General features: G+C 46.6%; 19 protein-coding genes, 1 tRNA gene and 2 pseudogenes. 13 read left to right on the top strand and 9 right to left on the bottom strand.

All coding sequences use genetic code 11. The features are described from left to right. Nucleotides 1-287 precede the first annotated feature (287 nt). From HU824_RS01170 to HU824_RS01160, 3 genes are all read left to right on the top strand, one after another. Nucleotides 288-1,295, top strand: coding sequence for a sensor histidine kinase (locus HU824_RS01170; RefSeq protein WP_176467802.1), 1,008 nt, complete (start codon nucleotides 288-290; stop codon nucleotides 1,293-1,295). After that, nucleotides 1,292-2,011, top strand: coding sequence for a LytTR family DNA-binding domain-containing protein (locus tag HU824_RS01165; RefSeq protein WP_136009469.1), 720 nt, complete (start codon nucleotides 1,292-1,294; stop codon nucleotides 2,009-2,011). The genes HU824_RS01170 and HU824_RS01165 overlap by 4 nt, the downstream gene beginning before the upstream one ends. 64 nt (nucleotides 2,012-2,075) lie before the next feature. Further along, a complete protein-coding gene (locus tag HU824_RS01160; RefSeq protein WP_255260431.1) occupies nucleotides 2,076-2,537 on the top strand; it encodes a transposase in 462 nt (153 codons plus the stop codon). Between the two features lie 449 nt (nucleotides 2,538-2,986). Here the strand turns inward: HU824_RS01160 and rho are convergent, their stop codons facing one another. Next, entirely contained in the window at nucleotides 2,987-5,014 is a 2,028-nt protein-coding gene (gene rho / locus HU824_RS01155) for a transcription termination factor Rho (protein ID WP_176467801.1), read from the bottom strand. A 313-nt stretch (nucleotides 5,015-5,327) separates the two neighbouring features. On the opposite strand from rho, the gene HU824_RS01150 reads away from it, so the two are divergent. Next, nucleotides 5,328-6,158, top strand: a complete 831-nt coding sequence (locus HU824_RS01150; RefSeq protein WP_176467800.1) for a 4Fe-4S dicluster domain-containing protein — start codon at nucleotides 5,328-5,330, stop codon at nucleotides 6,156-6,158. 3 nt (nucleotides 6,159-6,161) lie between these two features. On the opposite strand, the gene tilS is transcribed toward HU824_RS01150, so the two are convergent. Next, entirely contained in the window at nucleotides 6,162-7,430 is a 1,269-nt protein-coding gene (gene tilS, locus HU824_RS01145; protein ID WP_176467799.1) for a tRNA lysidine(34) synthetase TilS, read from the bottom strand. A gap of 471 nt (nucleotides 7,431-7,901) precedes the next feature. Here tilS and feoB point away from each other — a divergent pair, with 471 nt between their 5' ends. The 4 genes from feoB (at nucleotide 7,902) to HU824_RS01130 (ending at nucleotide 11,360) form a co-directional block, all read left to right on the top strand. After that, the gene (gene feoB / locus HU824_RS01140) at nucleotides 7,902-10,373 is read left to right on the top strand and encodes a ferrous iron transport protein B (protein ID WP_176467798.1); all 2,472 of its coding nucleotides are present in this window, start codon (nucleotides 7,902-7,904) and stop codon (nucleotides 10,371-10,373) included. After that, nucleotides 10,370-10,588 carry a hypothetical protein gene (locus HU824_RS19605; protein WP_255260430.1) on the top strand — a complete coding sequence of 73 codons (219 nt, stop codon included), beginning with the start codon at nucleotides 10,370-10,372 and terminating at the stop codon, nucleotides 10,586-10,588. The genes feoB and HU824_RS19605 overlap by 4 nt, the downstream gene beginning before the upstream one ends. Before the next feature lie 67 nt (nucleotides 10,589-10,655). Beyond that, a tRNA-Cys gene (locus tag HU824_RS01135) sits at nucleotides 10,656-10,727 on the top strand. A gap of 96 nt (nucleotides 10,728-10,823) precedes the next feature. Then, the gene (locus HU824_RS01130) at nucleotides 10,824-11,360 is read left to right on the top strand and encodes a TlpA disulfide reductase family protein (RefSeq protein ID WP_176467797.1); all 537 of its coding nucleotides are present in this window, start codon (nucleotides 10,824-10,826) and stop codon (nucleotides 11,358-11,360) included. 77 nt (nucleotides 11,361-11,437) lie between these two features. Here HU824_RS01130 and HU824_RS01125 read toward each other — a convergent pair whose 3' ends face one another. The 6 genes and pseudogenes from HU824_RS01125 to HU824_RS01100 form a co-directional block, all read right to left on the bottom strand. After that, the gene (locus tag HU824_RS01125; RefSeq protein ID WP_176467796.1) at nucleotides 11,438-12,175 is read right to left on the bottom strand and encodes a bifunctional 2-polyprenyl-6-hydroxyphenol methylase/3-demethylubiquinol 3-O-methyltransferase UbiG; all 738 of its coding nucleotides are present in this window, start codon (nucleotides 12,173-12,175) and stop codon (nucleotides 11,438-11,440) included. Next, nucleotides 12,172-12,357 carry a hypothetical protein gene (locus HU824_RS01120; RefSeq protein WP_008664928.1) on the bottom strand — a complete coding sequence of 62 codons (186 nt, stop codon included), beginning with the start codon at nucleotides 12,355-12,357 and terminating at the stop codon, nucleotides 12,172-12,174. Before HU824_RS01120 ends, HU824_RS01125 begins: the two co-directional genes overlap by 4 nt. Before the next feature lie 29 nt (nucleotides 12,358-12,386). Continuing rightward, nucleotides 12,387-12,764: a VOC family protein gene (locus HU824_RS01115; protein ID WP_117689203.1), complete on the bottom strand. Its 378-nt coding sequence runs from the start codon at nucleotides 12,762-12,764 to the stop codon at nucleotides 12,387-12,389. Between the two features lie 49 nt (nucleotides 12,765-12,813). Continuing rightward, the gene (locus tag HU824_RS01110) at nucleotides 12,814-13,959 is read right to left on the bottom strand and encodes a DUF4468 domain-containing protein (protein ID WP_176467795.1); all 1,146 of its coding nucleotides are present in this window, start codon (nucleotides 13,957-13,959) and stop codon (nucleotides 12,814-12,816) included. A gap of 39 nt (nucleotides 13,960-13,998) precedes the next feature. After that, entirely contained in the window at nucleotides 13,999-14,733 is a 735-nt protein-coding gene (locus tag HU824_RS01105) for an MBL fold metallo-hydrolase (protein ID WP_136009477.1), read from the bottom strand. A gap of 82 nt (nucleotides 14,734-14,815) precedes the next feature. After that, nucleotides 14,816-14,998 (bottom strand): annotated as a pseudogene (locus tag HU824_RS01100) (pirin family protein); the annotation flags it as partial. 152 nt (nucleotides 14,999-15,150) lie between these two features. Here HU824_RS01100 and HU824_RS01095 point away from each other — a divergent pair. Continuing rightward, the gene (locus HU824_RS01095; RefSeq protein ID WP_176467794.1) at nucleotides 15,151-16,608 is read left to right on the top strand and encodes an OmpP1/FadL family transporter; all 1,458 of its coding nucleotides are present in this window, start codon (nucleotides 15,151-15,153) and stop codon (nucleotides 16,606-16,608) included. Between the two features lie 76 nt (nucleotides 16,609-16,684). Here HU824_RS01095 and HU824_RS01090 read toward each other — a convergent pair. Next, nucleotides 16,685-16,870: pseudogene (locus HU824_RS01090) on the bottom strand (hypothetical protein); the annotation flags it as partial. Nucleotides 16,871-17,115: 245 nt separating this feature from the next. Between HU824_RS01090 and HU824_RS01085 the strand changes: the two are divergent. From HU824_RS01085 to HU824_RS01070, 4 genes are all read left to right on the top strand, one after another. Then, nucleotides 17,116-17,796 (top strand): queuosine precursor transporter, encoded by a 681-nt coding sequence (locus HU824_RS01085; RefSeq protein ID WP_005831504.1) that lies wholly within the window; start codon nucleotides 17,116-17,118, stop codon nucleotides 17,794-17,796. Nucleotides 17,797-17,910: 114 nt separating this feature from the next. After that, entirely contained in the window at nucleotides 17,911-18,567 is a 657-nt protein-coding gene (queC, locus tag HU824_RS01080; RefSeq protein ID WP_005831503.1) for a 7-cyano-7-deazaguanine synthase QueC, read from the top strand. A 31-nt stretch (nucleotides 18,568-18,598) separates the two neighbouring features. Beyond that, nucleotides 18,599-19,054 carry a preQ(1) synthase gene (queF, locus tag HU824_RS01075; RefSeq protein WP_008664917.1) on the top strand — a complete coding sequence of 152 codons (456 nt, stop codon included), beginning with the start codon at nucleotides 18,599-18,601 and terminating at the stop codon, nucleotides 19,052-19,054. Between the two features lie 649 nt (nucleotides 19,055-19,703). Next, nucleotides 19,704-22,010: a TonB-dependent receptor gene (locus tag HU824_RS01070; RefSeq protein ID WP_246866891.1), complete on the top strand. Its 2,307-nt coding sequence runs from the start codon at nucleotides 19,704-19,706 to the stop codon at nucleotides 22,008-22,010. The last annotated feature ends 10 nt before the right edge of the window (nucleotides 22,011-22,020 follow it).

The raw sequence follows: 22,020 nt of genomic DNA, 5'->3' as shown, positions 1-22,020 counted from the left end.
CAACGTTACCGTATCCGTCCGGTAAGCCGCAGTTCCCTGCTGCCGCCCGTCGCGGCCTCCGTTGCAGGCGAAAAGGCACAGGGCACAAGCGGCAAAAATCATTTTTGTTTTATATCCGTTATTCATACCGAAAGTTTTTTTGGACACAATATTACGAAGAAATCGACGGGTCGGGAAAATAGCGTTGACGAACGGTGGAATTGCGGTGGTAAACGTCGGGGACAATTCTTGTACGCGACTTCCGGAATAAGTATCTTTGCAAATAAATTATTTATAATGAACGGAATATGAAAGAAAAAAATATAACCTTGTCCATCGACCTGATTTTTTGCGTCATTATCCTGCCGCTCATCATCACGATGGTTCCGGTGGAAAAATGGATAGAAAAATACACACTCTTCGCCGTAAGTCTCGTGGCTTATATGTACGTCCTTTACTTCGCCATACGCAAAGTCAATTTTCCGCAACTTTTCATGAATCGCCGGTACGGCAGGATGGCGGCATTCATTCTGCTGTTCCTGGGGACAACCTATCTGTTGTCACTGTTTCCCTATCCTGAAAGTGCAGCGGACAACTCGGCTCTGCATCCCCATCTGAAAGAGCACCTGCGCAGCCAGACGGTATGGTTCCTTTTTCTTGTCGTGAGCGGGTTCAGCCTTTCTGTCAGTCTGATTTTCGAGCTTTTCCGGCAAACGCTGGCCAAGAAGGAACTGGAAAGCCAGAAGAACAAGGCCGAGCTGGCACTCTACAAGGCACAGATCGACCCCCATTTTCTGTTCAACACGCTCAACACCCTTTACGGGCTTGTCATTCAGAAATCCGAAAAGGCCGAATCGGCGTTCGCCCAATTCGCCGACATGGTGCAGTACATGTACACCCATGCCAAAGACGACACGGTTGCTGTCCGCGACGAGATAGACTACATCGGTCACTACATCGATTTGCAATCCCTCCGTCTGAACCGCCACACGAAAGTCGTTTGGGAATGCGAAACGGACGACGATACGCTGCGCATACCCCCGATGCTGCTTGTCACCTTCGTGGAAAACGCTTTCAAGTACGGTGCGTCTTCGAGCAAAGACTGCACGATACGCATCCGTATGGAAATCGAAGAGGGCGCGCTCCGTTTCACGACGCAAAACGGCATCATGAAAAAGCGGCACGAAAAGGAGCCTGCCGTCGGCATCGAAAACTGCCGCGCACGGTTGGAACTGCTCTATCCCGGACGTTTCACGCTGACCGCCTGGGAAGAAAACTCCGAGTATGAACTGAATCTGACCATACGCCTCAAATGAAAAAGATAAATTGCATCGCCATAGACGACGAACCCATAGCACTGTCCGTCATATCCCAATTCTGCTTGCGGACGGGCGGTCTCGACCTGCTTACCTGCAGCGAACCGCAAGAAGGATTGCAAGCCGTCATCGACAGGCAACCTGACATCGTTTTCCTCGACATAGAGATGGACTGCCTGAACGGTCTCGACATCGCACGCAAACTGCCGGCATCGACCTGCTTCATCTTCACCACAGCCTACATTCGCTACGCCCTCGACGGATTCGACCTCGATGCCGCCGATTTCCTGCACAAACCGTTCTCCTACGAAAGGTTCAAGACAGCCGTGGAAAAAGCAGTGCGGCGGCTGGAATATATCCGTAATGAAAAAGAGTGCATCATCGTCAAGCAGGAATACAACAATGTAGTGATTCCTGTTTCCGACATACTCTACATCGAAGCAATGGAAAACTATTGCAAAATTTTCCGTCGCAAGGGATGCTACACGCTTTCGCGCATGAACCTCAAAGCGATAACGGAACTGTTGCCGCCCCGGAACTTCATCCGCATACATCGTTCGTTCATCGTCCAGCTCGACAGCATTCAGCATTTCAACAAACAGGAACTTCGGCTTACCACCGGGCAGACCTTACCCATCGGCAGGCAATATGCCGAAAAAGTGATTTCCCGGTTGCACTCTCCGGGGAACAACAATGCGCATCATGACAATGAGTAATCCAAAACCGAAATCGGGAAAATAATCGTAAGAATCAACAATAAACAAATATAAATCAGGGAAAATGGAAAATACAGTCAGATGTGGGAACAATGCTTCTTTGAACGGTATTGATGGAAACAAAAAGGTAAAAGGCATAAAACGGCATGTCATAGTGGATAAGAATGGCTTTCTTATTGCCGTTATGGTCACCATAGCTAATGTGCATGACAGTAAAGCCGCTTATTTGCTGATGAGGGTTCTTAAGGAGATGTGCTCCAGTGTAAGAAACATTCTTGCCGATGGAGGTTACCGAGGAGAACTTGTCGATAACATAAGAAAGAAATTCGGATATGTCATTCAGGTTGTTATCAGTGCGTACAAGGAACAGGGATTCAGACCCATTCAAAAGAGATGGATTGTGGAAAGAACATTCTCATGGATGGATTACAATAGAAGGCTCTGCCGAAACTATGAACTAACATTCGACTCGGCAGAGGAAATGGTCAAATTAGCCACTATAAGATTATTATTGAGGAAAATTTAAACAGGCTCTTATTTCGAACCACGTTTTTTAAGTGGACAGCTGCATAACCGTTGGCAGTAAAGAGGCTTCCCTAGGGCGAAATGCTGTCGGGCAGTGGGAGATTGATGTGCTCGGCTTTATAAAACGTACATTGGTTTGATGTGGTATCAGTTCCATAAAAGGCTACGTGTAACAGATGTTTGGGGGCGGCATCGTATGCGCCTACTACCCGTTGGATTAAATGGTCGCATTGGATAATAAGAAAATTGGGTGATTGCTGTGCCATCACCAGAAAGCATTCATAATACCATTCTCATAAAAGAGTAAATCGGTTTCATCAGATTTGGAATTTATTTGTTCAAGGTTATTGTATGGCGGCAAATGTATGAAAAAACGGATATACAAAAACTTCCACCTACGTTTATGAACGTAAATAGAAGCTTTTGTACAATATTTGTATGTAGTTGTTGTTAACTGTTCATACTCATCAAGAATTCGTCGTTGTCTTTGGTCTTCTCCAGACGGTCTTTTACGAAGTCCATGGCTTCTATCGGATTCATGTCGGCAAGGTATTTGCGGAGAATCCACATGCGGTCTAATGTCTGCTTGTCTTGCAGCAAATCGTCACGGCGGGTGCTGGAAGCAACGATGTTGACAGCTGGGAAGATACGCTTGTTGGACAAGTTGCGGTCGAGCTGCAATTCCATATTACCCGTACCCTTGAATTCTTCGAAGATAACTTCGTCCATCTTGGAGCCGGTGTCGATTAAGGCGGTAGCCAAGATAGTCAGCGAACCGCCGCCCTCGATGTTACGGGCAGCACCGAAGAAACGTTTGGGCTTATGTAATGCATTGGCGTCCACACCACCGGAAAGTACTTTGCCGGAAGCTGGGGATACGGTGTTATAGGCACGTGCCAGGCGGGTGATGGAGTCGAGGAAGATGACAACATCGTGTCCGCATTCCACCATGCGTTTTGCTTTTTCAAGGACGATGCCAGCAATTTTCACGTGACGTTCTGCCGGTTCGTCGAAAGTAGAGGCGATTACTTCCGCATTGACGGTACGTGCCATGTCGGTAACTTCCTCTGGGCGTTCGTCGATGAGCAGCATAATCATGTAGACTTCCGGATGATTGGCGGCAATGGCGTTGGCAATGTCTTTCATCAAGATGGTCTTACCGGTTTTGGGCTGTGCCACAATCAAGGCGCGCTGACCTTTGCCGATGGGGGCAAACAAGTCTACGACACGGGCAGACATGGAGTCGGAGTATCCGCCTTTGCAAAGTTTGAACTTCTCGTCCGGGAAGAGGGGCGTGAGGTGTTCGAACGGTACGCGGTCGCGTACGAAAGCCGGATCACGGCCGTTTATTTTGGATACTTTTACCAGCGGGAAGTATTTTTCGCCTTCTTTCGGGGGACGGATTACACCCTCTACCACATCACCGGTTTTTAGGCCGAACAATTTGATTTGTGATTGTGATACGTAAATATCGTCCGGTGAAGATAAGTAGTTGTAATCGGAAGAACGGAGGAAGCCGTAGCCATCCTGCATGATTTCCAGTACGCCGGTTCCAGTGAGGATATCATCGAATTCGTAAACCTTCTCGCGTTCTATTACGGGTTTGCGTTCCGGAGCAGCCGGATAGTTCTCTCCGTTGTTATAGGATTGTACCGGGCGCTGCTGCATGGGGCGCTGCTGGCTATAGCCACCGTTGCGGTTGTTATTGTATGGGTTGTTGTTGTCACGGGCGCGGAGGCGCGGGCGTTGTGGCTGTTGCGGTTCGGCTGGGGCAACGGCAGGTGTGGGGGGGGCGGGAGTTTCCGTTTTGGTCGCTTCGAATTTGCCGATAAGTTCGGATGGCAACTCTGTTTTTTCTGTAGGGAGGTCTTCAATAGGAATGAAGTCATTTGCCGCCTCGGTCAGAATGGGACTTTTGTCCGGTACGATATTCTTTTCAGCTTTGGCTTCCGCCTGGGGTTCTGCTTTCGGGTTGTTGGCTTCGAAGTTCAGTTCCGGTTCGGCGACTTTCGGGGTTTCCGTTGCCTTGGGAGCAGCGGTTTCTTCCTTTACCTTACGGGGACGTCCCGGTTTTCGTTTGGGGGCGGTGGCTTCTTTGGCAGGTGGCGGCGTTGCAGTATTTATGGCTGGTTCTTGGGGAGCTTCTACAGTTATGGGTTGTTCTTTCGTAGCCGGTGCTTCCTCTGTTTTGGCTTTGGTGAGGTCTCCGTTTTTATTGGCAGAGAATACTTTGTCGGCACTTTCCTTTTTTACGCTCTTTACGGTAACGCGTGAGCGTTTTTGTTTTTCCCCTTTGCGCTCTTCTTTCATCTTATCGGCGGCAACTTTCTTGGTGGCGCCTGCAATCGCTTGTTCGTCAAGTATCTTGTAAACAAGTTCTTCTTTTTTGAGTGAGTCTGTTTTTTTTATACCCAGTTCTAGGGCAATAGCTTGTAGTTCCGACAAATTTTTGTCGTTCAGTTGAATGATGTTATACATATATTATATGTGTGAATGGTTTTAAATTTACTTTTATTGAAAGGCATAAGTGCATAGTTGCATTTGTTGTAGGAAGCAACTCAGGCAAGTTTACCTTGTAATATTATGATTTATATGGGATATTTGTTATTGAACCGGAAATCTGATAAACAATTCTCGCCACAGCAAGAAGTCGCAGAATGTTTCAACGGCGCAAAGGTAATAAATATTTTTGGTTTCATAAACAAATCATCTTTTTTTAAATTTAAAACTTTATCTTTGCTTTCAAAACGAAGATAAGTTTTGTATTGATAATAACATGAAGGATTAGCTTATGAATATAGATGAAGTACAGTTGATAACTTTTTCACCTACTTGTACCTCTAAACAAGTGGGAGAGGCAATTGTTCACGGAACAGGAATTTCGTCTGTTTCCAAAGTGGACCTTACTTTGGAGGCAGCGGGTAAAAGAGAGGTTCCTTCCCATGTTTTGGCGGTCATCACGGTGCCCGTATATGGCGGTCATGTGGCTCCTTTTGCATTGGAGCGGATGAGGGAGCTTCATACTGATGGTGCGCCTGCTGTGGTGGTGGTTTACGGCAACCGGGCCTATGAGAAGGCTTTGGTGGAATTGGATGCTTTTGTTACAAACTTGGGTTTCAAGGTAATTGCAGGTGCTACGTTTGTAGGCGAGCACTCTTATAGCAGTGAGAAATACCCGGTAGCATCCGGACGTCCGGATGCGGATGACTTGGAGTATGCAAAGCTTTTTGGTGAAAAGATACGTGCTAAAATTGCAGCGGCCGAAGATGTGGAGAAACTGTATGGGGTGGATGTGGCCCATATCCAGCGTCCACGCCAGCCTTTTTTCCCGTTGCTCCGCTTTTTGCGCAGAGTCGTCAAGTTGCGTAAGAGTGGGGTTCTTATGCCTCGTACTCCGGAAGTGAATACGGAACGTTGCACACATTGTGGATATTGCGTGAAGTATTGTCCTGCAGGAGCGATTATAAAAGGAGAAGAGTGCAATACGGTTGCAGAGAAATGCATCAAGTGTTGTGCCTGTGTGAAAAGTTGTCCGCAGAAGGCGCGTGCGTATGACACGCCGTTTGCCGTGTTGCTTTCCGATTGCTTCAAGAAACAGAAGGAGGACAGAATCATTCTGTGACGGCTATCGGTCAGTGGTTGATATAACCAGCACTTTCCGGGTCTTTTCGTCTATCCTGAAACGGTTATCCGCTCGTTCTCCCACCAGCCAGATTATGTCATCTCCGCAGCAAAGCACCCATTGTCGTTCTTTGTGCAGAAGGGAGAACTTGCGGTCGGTCAGGTAGTCACTTACTTTCTTCCGACCTCTCATGCCGAAGGGCACAAATCTGTCTCCCTGCCTGTAAAGACGTAGCGAAAGGGGATGCTTGAGCTTGTCGGCATCAAAGCAGGCGGTTGCTCTGTCGCGTGGAATCATGAAATCCGGTGTATAGGGATATTCTTTTATTTCCAATAGAGGCTTTACGACTTTTTGTATGGGGTCTATCAACAATGAGTCGCGGTCTTTGATGACACGCCAGCTGGAGGTGGCAAAGGCTTTGCCGGATTGTCCGTCCAATGTTCGGTAGATGTCTCTTGTTTGTGCGGTGTTGAACCCAAGTGGATGCAGAATCTCAAATAATACCGTTTCCGGTGCCGCTTCTTGCATCAGAGCGTCGATGTTGATGCCTTCTGGTATCCTGACCCGTAGTTTTGCTTCTTCTATACTTGTATTATATATAGAGGCCGCATCGTCCAAATGCTCTGCTGTTTTGAGGATGCTTTCCTTAATAGAGGGGTTTATCTCTTGCATCATGGGAAGCAGGTTCAAGCGTATTTTGTTGCGGGTGTATTCATCCAGCAGATTGGTGCTGTCCGTCACGTAGGCTTGCCCGATACTTTCCAGATAACTGACGATTTCCTTTCTGTCTAGGCAGAGCAAAGGACGGACTATATGTCCGTTTCGGGGGCGTATGCCCCGCAATCCGTTTATGCCGGTGCCACGAATCAGATTGAGCAGCAATGTCTCCACGCTGTCATCTTGATGGTGGGCGACGGCAGTGACGGCCGCACTGCATGCTTTCCTTGTTTTTTCGAACCACGTGTAACGCAATTCTCTTGCAGCCATTTCGATGGAGATATGTCGTTCCTTTGCTTCCTGTTCCGTGTTGAAGTGGACGGTGTGCAGCGTCACCCGGTTCTCTAGGCAAAGTTGGCGAACAAAGTGCTCGTCGCGGTCGGATTCTGCTCCGCGCAGATGGAAGTTGCAATGAGCGGCTTCGCATGTATATTCCAGGCTGAGGAGCAGACGCAGCAACGCCACGGAGTCAGCCCCGCCGCTCAGTGCCACGAGAATTTTGTCGTCTGGCGAAAATAGCTTGTGATGCTTGATGTATTGTACTACCTTCTGCATATTCAAATATAGAGTGATGCAAAGATAGTGCAAACGATTTTTATTGCCATATTTGCAAGTATCTATTTTCAGAATTTCTATTGGTTAAGGTCATATTTGCTAAAAGCTAATCTTGCTACAGTTGTGTTTTTGCATACCCCGTCTTTGTTCTTTTCCTACCATAGTTGTGGTAAGAAAAGGACAAAGACGGGGTATGATTACGATTTAGTATCTTTGTAAATCGTGTCCTGTCTTCTGGGCATTATTGTTTAATGTCTTTTTGGGGGGGGAACTAAAAGATGATTTAATCTTTTTTCTTTCGCTTATCACGGTTCTTTTATTTAGAGGGGTTATAGGAGCTAAGGGGGGGAGTTAACACCTTTGAATGAAAGAGCCGAGCCTGCTTATTTAAAAACATTCTAAATTATTTGTACCTTGTAGCCATAAGTATTATCTTTGCCCCCAAATTTAGAAAAGAAAGGCAGAAAGACTATGCGTTTGTCCGAATTGAATACCGGTGAAAAAGGTGTAATCGTAAAAGTGCTGGGACACGGTGGTTTCCGCAAACGGATTGTGGAAATGGGATTTATTAAAGGTAAAACAGTGGAGGTCTTGCTGAATGCTCCGTTACGTGATCCTATCAAATACAAAGTAATGGGCTATGAGATTTCTCTTCGTCGGCAGGAGGCTGAGATGATAGAGATTATCAGTGAGCAGGAAGCTAAGGAACAGGCTGTGCAGCCCGATTATCACGAAGGGTTGGGCGAAAACATGCATTTAGGCGAAGATGAGCTGAAGCAACTGGCCCTCGGCAAACGCCGCACCATAAATGTAGCTTTAGTAGGAAATCCCAACTGCGGTAAAACTTCTCTTTTCAACATCGCTTCTGGCTCGCACGAACATGTGGGCAATTACAGTGGCGTTACGGTAGATGCCAAGGAGGGGTATTTTGATTTTCAGGGCTACCATTTCCGTATTGTCGACCTTCCCGGAACCTATTCCCTTTCGGCCTACTCTCCCGAAGAAATCTATGTCCGTCGGCACATCATCAATGAAACGCCGGATATTGTCATCAATGTGGTGGATTCTTCCAATCTGGAACGTAATCTCTATCTCACCACCCAGCTGATTGACATGAATGTGCGCATGGTGATTGCTTTGAACATGTACGATGAGCTGGAAGCCAGTGGAAATTTGCTGGATTATGTAAGGCTCAGCCAGCTGTTCGGAGTTCCGATGTTGCCTACGGTCAGTCGTAGCGGGAAGGGCATTGAACAGCTGTTCCATGTAATTATTAATATTTACGAAGGCTGCGATTTCCTCGATCATAAAGGAAGGATACGTAGCGAGATATTGAATGACCTTCGCAGCTGGCATCAGGAGTATGTTCCCGATCATGACTTCGGTAGCCATAAAGAAGAGGTGGAGCAGCCGCGCGGCTTTTTCCACCATATCCACATCAATCATGGTCCAGAGTTGGAGCGTAGCATTGAAGAGGTGAAGCGTGTCATCAGTGTTAATGAAAACATTCGCCACAAATATTCCACGCGCTTCCTTGCCATCAAGCTGTTGGAGAACGACGAAGACTTGGAAAAGATTGTGGAGGAGCTGCCCAACGGAAATGAAATTCTTGCTGTTCGCGACCGGGAAGAGTCACGAATTGCCGAGGTGGTGAACGAAGAGAGCGAGCAAGCTATCACTGATGCCAAGTATGGTTTCATAGCCGGTGCCTTGCGCGAGACCTATGTGGACAATCATCAGGATACGTCGAGGACTACTCAAATCATAGATTCAATCGTTACACACCGCGTGTGGGGCTATCCTATATTCTTCCTTTTCCTTTATCTGATGTTCGAAGGTACCTTTGTGCTGGGCGACTATCCTATGCAGGGGATTGAATGGCTGGTAGGCGAATTGGGCGATTTGATACGCAACAACATGTCCGAAGGACCGCTGAAGGATCTTCTGGTGGACGGCATTGTAGGTGGTGTGGGAGGTGTTATTGTATTCCTGCCGAATATTCTGCTGCTCTATTTCTTTATTTCCTTGATGGAAGACTCGGGCTATATGGCGCGTGCCGCTTTCATCATGGATAAGATTATGCATAAGATGGGTTTGCATGGAAAGTCCTTCATCCCGTTGATTATGGGCTTTGGTTGTAATGTTCCCGCTATCATGGCTTCGCGTACCATCGAGAATCGCAAGAGCCGTTTGGTGACGATGCTCATTAATCCGCTGATGTCATGCAGCGCCCGTCTGCCCATCTATTTATTGCTGACAGGCGCTTTCTTCCCGAACAATGCGAGCTTTGTGCTGTTAGTAATCTATGCCATTGGCATTCTGTTGGCAGTGGTCATGGCACGTCTTTTCTGTCGTTTCCTAGTGAAAGGGGATGATACGCCGTTTGTCATGGAATTGCCGCCTTATCGTATGCCAACCTCCAAGGTCATCTTCCGCCATACGTGGGAGAAGGGGGTGCAGTATCTCCGCAAGATGGGAGGCATCATTATGGTGGCATCCATTGTTATCTGGGCATTGGGATATTATCCCAACCACGATGAATATGAAAGTGTGACGGAACAGCAGGAGAATTCCTATATCGGCCGGATTGGTAAAGCCATGGAACCGATTATCGAACCGTTGGGATTCGACTGGAAGCTGGGTATCGGCATCCTCTCTGGTGTGGGTGCCAAGGAACTGGTGGTAAGCACGCTCGGGGTGCTTTATGCAGACGATGCCGAGGCGGATGCCGTAAGTCTAGGCGAACGCATTCCGATAACGCCTCTGGTGGCTTTCGGATACATGGTGTTTGTGCTGATTTATTTTCCGTGCATCGCCACATTGGCGGCCATTAAAGGAGAGTCGGGCGGTTGGAAGTGGCCTGTGTTTGCGGGGCTTTATACTACTGCGTTGGCCTGGCTGATGTCTTTCGCAATTTATCAGATAGGAGGTCTGTTTTTATGATGAATAGTTGGCAGGAGTGGGTAGTAGCCCTATTGTTGCTGCTCTGCGCTGTGCGGATTGGCATGAGTATTTATTCTTTTTTTCATCAGGTAAAAGAAAACGGCAATCCGTGTGATGGTTGTGCAAGTGGCTGTGAATTAAAGAATTTGTATGATAAGAAGCGTGCGGAGTGCAGTGGGGTGACGAAAAAAAAGAAAAAAAGTTGCTGTAGATAGTTGGTGGTTTCAAAAAAAGTGCTACCTTTGCATCCGCAAACAAGAAATAAAGAACTCTTGTAAAGTTGGTACCTTGGATGAGTGGCTTAGTCAGCGGTCTGCAAAACCGTGTACGGCAGTTCGAATCTGCCAGGTACCTCGATAATAAAATCCCGAAACTACTTTTTATAAAGTGTTTCGGGTTTTTTTCGTTATAGGGAATTTTTCCCGGTTCTATTATTGAAGATTGAATAAGATGAAAAAAGTAGGATTTTTGATTTTCTGTCTGTTTGCTATGTGCAGTATGGCAGGCAAGGCGCAGGATGTGGTGGCGGACAGTACCGGCTACATCGTTAAGGTAGGGGAGATGGCTCCTGATTTTACAGTGAAGTTGACGGATGGGAAAAGCATTACCCTTTCGGAACTTCGTGGGAAGGTGGTCATGTTGCAGTTTACCGCGAGCTGGTGTGGGGTATGCCGTAAGGAGATGCCTTTCATAGAGAAGGATATTTGGCTGAAGCATAAGTCGAATCCGGATTTTATGCTGATTGGCATCGACCGTGACGAGCCGTTGGAGAAAGTGATTGCTTTTGGTAAGTCAACCGGAGTGACCTATCCTTTGGGTCTGGACCCGGGAGCGGATATATTTGCGAAGTATGCGCTCCGCAAGGCAGGTATCACACGCAATGTCCTGATTGATAAGGAAGGGTGTATTGTGAAGCTGACACGTCTGTATAACCCTGAAGAATTTGCTTCCTTAGTGAAGGAGATTGACGGGATGCTTTCTGAATAGCGGAAACAGGCAGGATATAAAAAAGTGAAGTGCCCCCCTAAAAGTTAGACAAGAATTTTTAGGGGGGCACTTCACTTTTATGCTTGTCGGGATAATTTGGCAAGATAGTCATAATGTGTACCCTCTTTCACTAGTTCTGCTTTGAAGCCGTTTTCAGCAGCGTAGAGACTCAAGGTCTGGAAGTCTATGTAGAGCCAGTCGAAAGAGTTGCCTTTGACATTCTTGTATTGCATCTGGAAGTCTACCTCTCCGTAGTAATCACTGGCAAGGTCGATAACAATACTGCCATCTTCCTCTTCGAATAGATAACTCAGGTTGCTGGAATCCATTAAAACGCAGCCTCCAGGCCGGAGCAGCAGCTTCATCTTCCGGAAAAAAACAGGCAGGTTTTCCAACTTTCCGATAATGCCGGAACCGTTCATCAGCATCAGGATAGTATCGTATTCATCGACAAACAGTTCATTAAACAGATTGGTTTGTGACACGCTACGCACACCCCGCTGCTTCATTACTTCCACGGAAAACGGGGAAATGTCAATGGCATGGACCTCTTTTCCGGCTTCTTGCAGGGCAAGGCTGTGGCAACCGCTGCCGGCACCCACATCCAGAATCCTTCCGGTTGCCATTTCCAGAGCTGTACGCTCCAGCAAGGGCATTTGCTTTTCTGTGCGGAACAGTTCTTCGACGGGAATTTCGTCCTCATCAAATTGTGAAGAGAACACGCGTAGGCGGTCGGCTTTATGCCGTTTGAAGTAATCGGCTATGGCTGCTCCCATCGGATCTTTTTCGGCAGGCAATAAGGCTGTATTTATCATTTCTTATGTCTGTTAGCGCGTTTGCGGCGGATTTCTGCTTTCATTTTGGCTGAGGCGGAACCGTGTTGTCCGGTAATGTAGGTTTTCTTCTTGGCTTTGGTTTTTATCTTGTTTTCTTCTTTAGGTTTGTCCTTTTTGCCTTTGAAGACAATACCACCCATCATCGCTTCTTCTATACTCATATATTTCCTTGTTTTAGTGATGTAAAATATCATTTTTCCGGCAGTACTTCAATCCAATAGTCATCCGGGTCATTGATAAAGTACAGTCCCATTGCTGTGTTTTCGAAGCATACCCATCCGTTTTCCTTATGATATTGGCGTATGGCGTCGTAATTGCCGGATACGCGGAAGCAGAGGTGACTCTCGTTCTCCCCTAATTCGTAGGCTTGTGGATGCTCCTTCAAGCAGGTCAGTTCCAGCAGGAAGCCGGTACTGCTGTCGGTCAGATAGACCAGAGTGAAAGAGCCGTCGGACGACTCTTTCCTATGATGTTCTTTCAGCCCCAGTGCCTTTTCGTAGAATGCGATGCTACGTTCCAGGTTGGTGACATTGATATTAAAATGGTCGAATTTACTTTTTATTTCCATTTGTTTATTTCTGATTTGATTATTTACAATTTACAGTCTGCGTGTGCGGTCATTTGACCATTGCTTTCAGAATTTCGCCTACATACGTGCGTGGCATACCTTCCATCGTTGCCGGTGAAGGCAGCTTCTTACATTCCAGAATGACCGTAGGCTCTGTCTGTCCCGTAGGATAGAAACGGATGGTATAGCTTTCTGCTTTTTCCATTTGTTCATACGGTTGGTCGGGCGACAGTATGCTGAATACAACTGGTTTGTCGTTGACTTTGCCCAAAGAACCTCCGGAGTTTGCTGTCATCATGGTCATGTTGAAAGGCTCTTGGCCGATGACGATAACTAATTTGCCTGCTCCGGTCTGGATGGCATCGGCTGATAATTGTTCGGGGGCTATGGTCTTGTATTCTTGCTGCTGGCTCTTTTGGGCAGGAACCAGTGCGGCAGGTTTCTTGACTTGGGGCACTTCGATGACTTGGGCATCTTTCACGACGCCTTCGGATGCCTTTTCAGCAACCTGGGTGGGTTCCACGGTAACTTGTTTCTTCGGGGTGATTACCGTCGGACCAGAATTGACGACAGCCTTCACCTCTTTCTTTTCTTCCTTCTTTTCTTCTACCGGAGCTTTGGCAGTGGTGGCGCTCAATGCTTCTGCTGCTCCCAGGCAAAGGTCATCAACGAAGTCTACGGTTTTTCTGCGCCACTTGGCAAGTCCGCGTACCAGTTTGGTTCTTGTCTTGTTCAAGGCATATTTGTCTACAATCCATTCCTCGGCGGTATATTTTTCTTTTCCTTCGCGGTAGTTAAACCGTATCTTCTCTACTTCGAGCACGCTCTTTTCGGGTTGGCAGGTCACAGTTAGCTGGTAAAGGATTTTGGTACGGTCTAATGACAGAGCCGTAGAACTGAATACAATCCATTCATCTCCGATACCTACAATCTGTCCTTTCTCTTTGTCTGAGAATACTATGCGGCTGGTATTTTCATTCTTTTTCAGACGGGCATCCATCCAGCCGAGCAGACGTTCGTAGATTTCATCCTGAGACATGCCGGGGATGCTGAATTCTTTGGCGAATACCACTTTGCCGTCCACCTCGGGAATGGCACCGGCCAGATATTTACTGTCGTCTCTATCCTGTGCCTGCAGCATGGCCGGCAGACAAAGGCAAAACAGTGTAAAAAGAAGTTGTGTCAAATTTTTCATAATAGTATGTGTTTTAATTATTAATTTACGAGTTACGGGCTAAAAGTTGGGGAGTTCGAAACTTTCACCACGGTGTGCAATGCTCAGAAAGCGGCATCCCTTGCTCTCGGCAAACTGCTGGAAGGCGTTGCCTCCTTGATAATCTTCGCCGAAGTGCATCGGTACAAATATAGTGATTTTTATTCGTTCCACGAATTGTTTTGCACCACGCATATAATCTTTTCCGATACGGCTGTCCACCGGAAACATGGCTACATCTATGGCAGGTACAGTTTGCAGCAGATTTTTCACTTCGGCCAGAAAGTCACCTTCGGCTTTGCGTATTTCCTGCGGAGTAGATTCCTCGCTCCAGTGCCAGTTGTTCAGGTCACCGGCATGAAACAGCCGCCTTCCCTGCAGATTTATCAGGAAGGAAATGCCCACATCGGTAGAACCGAAGGCTTGGATACGGATATGTTCGTCTTCGTAGGTGTCGCCCTTATTGATGTAGGTGGCATCTTCTGCTGAGGCGCGGCGGTGCTTTAGGATGTCTTTGGAGAATATGTAGCGGATGTCGGGTCGTAGCTTTTTCCATGAAAGAACTTCGCGATTGAAGTGGTCGGGATGGAAATGTGAGCATAGTACGTAGAGTACGCCCGGTTTTTCCAAAAGGTAGTCGTGCACGATACCTTTATTGAAAACCTCTTCCGAGGAATCTTTATAGTAATCGATAATGACCGTCACTCCGTCCGCTTCAATCGCGAAGCCGCTATGGTAGATGTAATCAAGTTTCATTTACGGATTGAATTATAGCGCAATATTACAAAAAACGCTACACAAACTTCCGGTTTAAGCTGTTATTTTATGCAAAAGCACGCTACATCAGTACTTCTATGAAGAGAATGTGAGTGTCTTTCAATCTTTCCAGTTCAAAACTGCTGGTCTCGTATACCCCCATTCCGTCACGACATGAGAGTATTGCGCCGTCCGCTTTGCCTTTATCTTCCATTACGAAAATGTATACACCGGGATGCAATCAGTGCATGTGGTAGTCAATCTTCTATATAAAGACAATTGTTTCCATTTGTTTCATTAGAAACTATTTGATGTTTCAATGAAAGTGTTATATTAGGATAATTTTATGCACAAAATGCTTTTTTATGTGCAATATTGTTGTACCTTTGCGCCCGAAAACAATTAAAAAAGATTTAGATGAGAAAATTTTCGTTGATTAGCATTGCGATGCTAATCGTTTCAACTACAACTTTTGCAGGAGATTATTTGACTAATACAAATCAGAATGCTGCTTTCTTGCGTATGATTGCACGTGGTGCTTCCATTGATGTTGACGGCGTTTACAGTAATCCTGCCGGTTTGGCATTTCTTCCCAAAGATGGCTTTCAGGTGGCCCTTACCATTCAAAGTGCTTATCAGACGCGTGACATTGCTGCAACCAGTCCCTTATGGACTATGGATGGGCAGAATACTACCCGCTATTATGAAGGAAAGGCTTCCGCTCCTGTCATCCCTTCCATACATGCTGTATATAAGAAAGGCGACTGGGCATTCTCTGGTAGCTTTGCTGTGGTAGGCGGCGGTGGAAAAGCCTCTTTCAACCGGGGATTGCCGATGTTTGATGCTGCAGCTATCGGACTCGTGACAAAAGAAACGGAAGCACTGGCTACAAACTTCGGTTATGCTGTGACTCCGGACAAATATACCATTAATTCTGCTATGGAAGGCCGTCAGTTTATCTATGGTTTCCAGTTGGGATTAAGCTATAAGATAAATGAACACTTTGCTGTGTTTGCTGGTGCGCGCATGAATTATTTTACTGGTGGTTACAAGGGTTTCCTCAATGTGGGGCTGAATAATGGTGTGGCCGAGCAGATAGGCGGTGCCATTGTACAGAAATTGATGCAGGCAGGACTTACCCAAGAGCAGGCAATGGCAAAGGCTGCGGAAATATCAGCTCCTATGATGCAAAAGCTGGATGACTCGAAGATTGAGTTGGATTGTGACCAAACCGGTTGGGGACTGACCCCTATTATCGGAGTGGATGCCAAGTTCGGCAAGCTGAATCTGGCTGCGAAATATGAGTTCAAGGCAAACATGAACATTGAGAATGATACGCACGAATTAACCTATCCGTCGGGAGCCGAAGCTTATATGGCTCCTTTTGTGAACGGCGTGAATACACCGAGCGATATTCCCTCTATGTTGTCGATGGCTGCAGGCTATGAGATTCTTCCTTCTCTGCGTGCTTCGGTAGAGTATCATTTCTTTGACGACAAGAATGCCGGTATGGCAGATGGCAAACAGAAGGCATTGACGCACGGTACGCACGAGTATTTGATTGGTGCGGAGTGGGATATTAACAAATTGCTTACAATCAGTGGAGGTTATCAGAAGACTGATTACGGATTGAGTGATGACTTCCAGTCGGATACCAGCTTCTCTTGTGATTCTTATTCAGTAGGTTTCGGTGGTCGCATCAACCTTAGCAAAGCGTTGAGCCTGGATGTGGCGTACTTCTGGACTACTTACAGCGATTATACAAAGAATAATCCTCGTGGTCTTGCAAGTGGCAATACTGCAAATGTGGTAGACAAGGATGTGTATAGCCGTACCAACAAGGTATTTGGTGTCAGTGTAAACTATAAGTTCTGATTTCACAATCCTACCTTTATATATTAAGAAGCCGTCTCAAATGTCGATTTGAGGCGGCTTCTCTTTTTATATTGGACTAGAAAGAATACTGTACAAGCAGGTTCATACGGTTGGCATGGTTGGTGGAATTGTCGAAGTTGGCGCGCCAGCCACGCAGATATTCAGCGCCTATCTGCATGTTCGGGGGCTTATTTCAGAATACATTGGCTACGAAATACTGTCTGTAATGATAGGTACTTGGCAGGTTGTTGGGATAACCGTCTCACACCTTACAACACCATTCTTGCCCTTTTCTAAGAGGGACAATTTCGGCGTGTCCGCTGAATAGTTACGCTGTTTGCCATTACTTGGAATAGAAAAAGGACTTTCGTTTTACTTGAATTTTGGTTAAAATATATGTTGTTTGTTCGTTTGCAAAACTTGTTGTATCTTTGCAGCCGGATTAAATAAGTATGATGCCGTGAATAGCGGTCGTGTATTCTAGAACACCACGTAAAAAACAGGAGTATGAAACAAAAAGTATCTGTACCTTTTATGTTGCTGGGCATTCTGTTCAATGTATGCCTGATTGCAGCCAATCTTCTTGAGACTAAAGTTATCCAGGTTTTTGGTATTACCGTAACAGCCGGATTGCTGGTCTTCCCGATTTCTTATATTATCAACGATTGCATAGCCGAGGTTTGGGGCTTTCGTAAAGCCCGCCTGATTATCTGGAGCGGTTTTGCCATGAACTTTTTTGTGGTAATGCTGGGACTGATAGCCGTGGCGTTGCCTGCCGCCCCTTTCTGGGATGGTGCCGCGCATTTCAATTTCGTTTTTGGAATGGCGCCCCGTATTGTCATAGCCAGTCTGACGGCATTCTTGGTGGGCTCTTTTCTGAATGCCTACGTAATGAGCCGCATGAAACTGGCAAGCAACGGGCGTAATTTCTCCGCACGTGCCATTTGGTCGACGGTGGTTGGTGAGACGGCAGACTCGTTGATTTTCTTTCCGGTTGCGTTCGGAGGAATCATTGCATGGCGGGAGTTGCTGGTGATGATGTGTATCCAGATTCTGCTGAAGTCCATGTACGAGGTATTGATACTGCCTGTGACTATCCGTGTGGTAAAAGCTATTAAGCGGATAGACGGTAGTGATGTCTATGATGAAGGCATCTCCTATAAAGTATGGAAAATAGGCGATATTTAAAGCCCCTTACCCGTAGCGAGGGGAAAATCAGTTATTATGTCAAACAAATAATTAGCAATGCCCTCTCTGTTTCCCTCCCTACGGGGGAGGGCAAGGGGAGAGGCTTTTAACAAGATGAATAGGGACACAGCTTTGGTGGTATTCAGTGGCGGGCAAGACTCGACCACTTGCCTCTTTTGGGCAAAACGTGAATTTAAGAAAGTGTATGCGCTGAGTTTTCTGTATGGACAGAAACATCAGAAGGAAGTGGACTTGGCGAGGGCCATTGCCCGTAAGGCAGGTGTGGAGTTCGAAGTAATGGATGTTTCCTTTATCGGCCGGCTGGGACATAACTCATTGACAGATGCCGGCATGGAGATGGACCAGGAGAAGCCGGCAGACAGCTTTCCGAATACTTTTGTGCCGGGACGCAATCTGTTTTTCCTGAGTATAGCCGCCGTCTACGCCCGCGAGCGGGGGATTAATCATATTGTGACGGGGGTGTCGCAGACCGATTTCAGCGGTTATCCCGATTGCCGGGATGCTTTCATCAAGTCGCTTAACGTGACGCTGAACCTGGCTATGGACGAGCAATTCGTACTGCACACACCACTGATGTGGATTGACAAAGCGGAGACCTGGGCGCTGGCAGACGAGCTTGGAGTGCTTGAACTTATACGTCACGAAACGCTGACTTGCTATAATGGTATCCCGGGAGATGGTTGTGGACACTGCCCGGCATGCACGTTGCGCAGAGAAGGATTGGAAAAGTTTTTGGCTTCTACTAAATGAGGCACACTTGTATCACTAAAAATATATGGCTATGACAGAATTGAAAGACCAACTCTCCCTTTTAGGGAGAAAGACAGAATACCGTCAGGACTATGCCCCTGAAGTATTGGAGGCATTTGATAACAAGCATCCCGGCAATGATTACTGGGTACGTTTCAATTGCCCTGAATTTACCAGCCTCTGTCCCATCACGGGGCAACCGGACTTTGCGGAAATCCGTATTTGCTATATCCCTGATGTCAAGATGGTAGAGAGCAAGAGTTTGAAACTCTACTTGTTCAGCTTCCGCAATCATGGTGCCTTCCACGAGGATTGCGTGAATATCATAATGAAAGACCTCATTCATCTGATGAATCCTAAGTATATCGAGGTGACAGGTATCTTTACCCCGCGTGGCGGCATCTCTATCTACCCGTATGCCAATTACGGACGTCCCGGCACGAAGTTCGAGCAGATGGCGGAGCATCGTTTGATGAACCGTGAATAGGATGCTGTATCTGATGGCTCCTATAAATAGAAGGGGGCTGTTAGGATAGGTAATTTTTGCATCACTATATTCTATATCCTTGTCTACTGACCTTTAGTTTCTTGTTTGCTAATTTTTATTCGTCCGACAGTTGTTGCATTATCGTCCAACAGTTGTCGGACGATAATTAAACAGCCGTCGGACGATAATGTAACGCTTGTCGGACGAATAGTTTTTAGTAAATGAGAAGTTAGTCTGTCTTTATTCATCGGCTAATATAAGGCTTCTCTATCATCAGTTTTGCTACATCTTTATTTTCTCTTTTACGATTATCCGCATAAATGCCGCTGACGAATAAGAAACTGTTTTGATTTTATTATTTAAGAGATTTCCTCAGCACCTTCCGAGCTTGTTTTCGGTTTTTTTTATCTGTTTTATTATTGATAATACCTATCAATGGTGATTGCGCGGTATGATATATACGATGAAAACTCTCCATGCAATTACCTACAATAAGCGATTGCACAGCTGGCTGTTAATAATGACCTTTGCAGCGATTTATTAACAACATATAATCATTGTAAAATTGAAAGCATATACACTTAAATTCTCTCTGTTGTTTCTTCTTCTGTCGGTTTCTCTGTCTGCACGTTCGCAGAGGGGAGGAGGGATGATTTCGGGTAGAATCATTTCTACGGAAAAAGAAACGGTGGATTTTGCGACTGTTTATCTGAAAGGGACAAGTTATGGAGGAATCACGAATCAGGAAGGCCTCTATCATATCAAGGCGCCTGCCGGCGACTATACGCTGGTGGTGTCTGCCGTAGGTTATACAAAGGTGGAAAAGAAGGTGAAGCTGGTCAATGATGAGCGGATGAAGCTGAATATAACCATCGCTCCCGAAACACAACAGCTGGATGAGGTGACTATCGTTTCTACCGGAGTGAGTCGTATGAAGAGGTCGGCATTCAATGCTGTGGCAGTCGATACGAAGGAACTCCAGAATACCACGAAGAACCTGAGCGATGCCTTGACCAAGGCTCCGGGTATGAAACTCCGTGAGTCGGGTGGGGTAGGTTCGGACATGCAGCTTATGCTGGACGGTTTTAGCGGAAAGCACGTCAAGGTATTCATTGACGGTGTGCCGCAGGAAGGCGTGGGAAGCTCCTTCAGTCTGAACAATATTCCGGTGAGCTTTGCCGACCGTATAGAGGTATACAAGGGTGTGGTTCCCGTAGGCTTCGGAACGGATGCCATTGGCGGTGTCATCAACATCGTTACCAACAAGAAACGTCGGAACTGGTTTCTGGATGCTTCTTATTCTTACGGATCGTTCAATACCCACCGCTCATACATAGACTTCGGACAGACTTTCAAGAACGGTTTCAGCTATGAAATCAATGCCTTTCAGAACTACTCGGACAACGATTATCATGTAGATGCACCGGTAAAGAACTTTGAGACGGGCAGTTTCAACGAAAGTGAAAAGGTGCGTGTGAGGCGTTTCAATGATACTTACCATAACGAAGCCATTGTGGCTAAAGCGGGTATTGTAGACAAAAGTTGGGCAGACCGGCTGATGTTTGGTTTCACCTATTCGCACATGTACAAGGACATACAGACCGGCGTACGCCAGAAGACAGTCTTCGGAGAAAAGCACCGCTTCGGCCATTCACTAATGCCTTCGATGGAATACAGCAAACGCAACTTGATAATCAAGGGGCTGGATATGGTGCTGACAGCCAACTACAATCGCAATGCCACTACGAATGTGGATACTGCCCGCTATGAATACAACTGGCTTGGTGAGAAACATCCGCTGAACAGTCCCGGCGAACAGTCCCGCCAGTATTCCCGTGCCGATAATGACAATTGGAACGGTACATTGACCTTGAATTACCGCATTGCCAGAGTCCACATGCTGACTTTCAATCATGTGCTGAACGCTTTCCGGCGTGATAATACTTCACTGTTGGCGGTGGAAGAACAGACGGATGCCATTGCCAAGCAGACCCGCAAGAATATCTCTGGTTTGTCATACCGCCTGATGCCTTCCGAAAAGTGGAACTTCTCGGCATTCGGCAAATACTACCGCCAGTATGTGGCAGGACCTATGGCCGAGGATGATACCGGTAGTAATTATGTACGCACCAGCCGTACGGTAGACTCTTGGGGATATGGTGCTGCCGGGACCTACTTCATTCTGTCCGGCTTGCAGGCAAAGTTCTCTTACGAAAAAGCTTACCGCCTGCCCACTATCGAAGAGATGTTTGGTGACGAAGATCTGGAGAGTGGAGACATCGGCATCCGTCCCGAGAAAAGTGACAACATCAACTTGAACCTGAGTTATTCTCGGAGTTTTGGAAAACATTCCGTCTACGTGGAAGGCGGTGTGGTATACCGCAATACGAAGGATTATATCCAGCGTAATATTCAGGACTTGAGCGGAGGAAAAGAAGGGGCCACTTATACCAACTACGGCAAAGTGCTGACGAAGGGATACAATGTATCGGCGCGTTATGGCTTCGGACGCTGGTTGAGTGTGGGCGGCAACTTCACGCGAATGAATGTGCGTGACAATGAGAAGTGGCAGATTGGAAGTACGGGAAACTCCGTACAGAATCTTGGCTATGAAGCACGTATTCCCAATGTACCCTATCAGTTTGCCGATTTTGACGTGAACTTCTACTGGCGCGACTTTGGAAAAAAAGAGAATGTGCTCTCCATGACCTACGACAACCAGTACATGCATAGCTTTTCCTACTATTCGCAGGCCGTCGGTAGCAAGAACAATGATTTTATGGTGCCCGACCAGTTCTCCCACAATCTGACATTGAGCTATAGTCTGAAGAACGGCCGTTACAATCTCTCGTTTGAGTGCCGTAACTTTACAAACGAGGATTTGTATGACAACTTCAGCCTTCAGAAAGCCGGGCGTGCGTTCTATGGCAAGATACGTGTACATTTTGGTGATTAATAAATATAAT

Source organism: Bacteroides sp. L10-4 (assembly GCF_013373675.1).
Classification (GTDB): domain Bacteria; phylum Bacteroidota; class Bacteroidia; order Bacteroidales; family Bacteroidaceae; genus Bacteroides; species Bacteroides muris.
The sequence above is the reverse complement of the archived record's forward strand: the minus strand, read 5'-3'. Positions and strand labels throughout refer to the sequence as shown.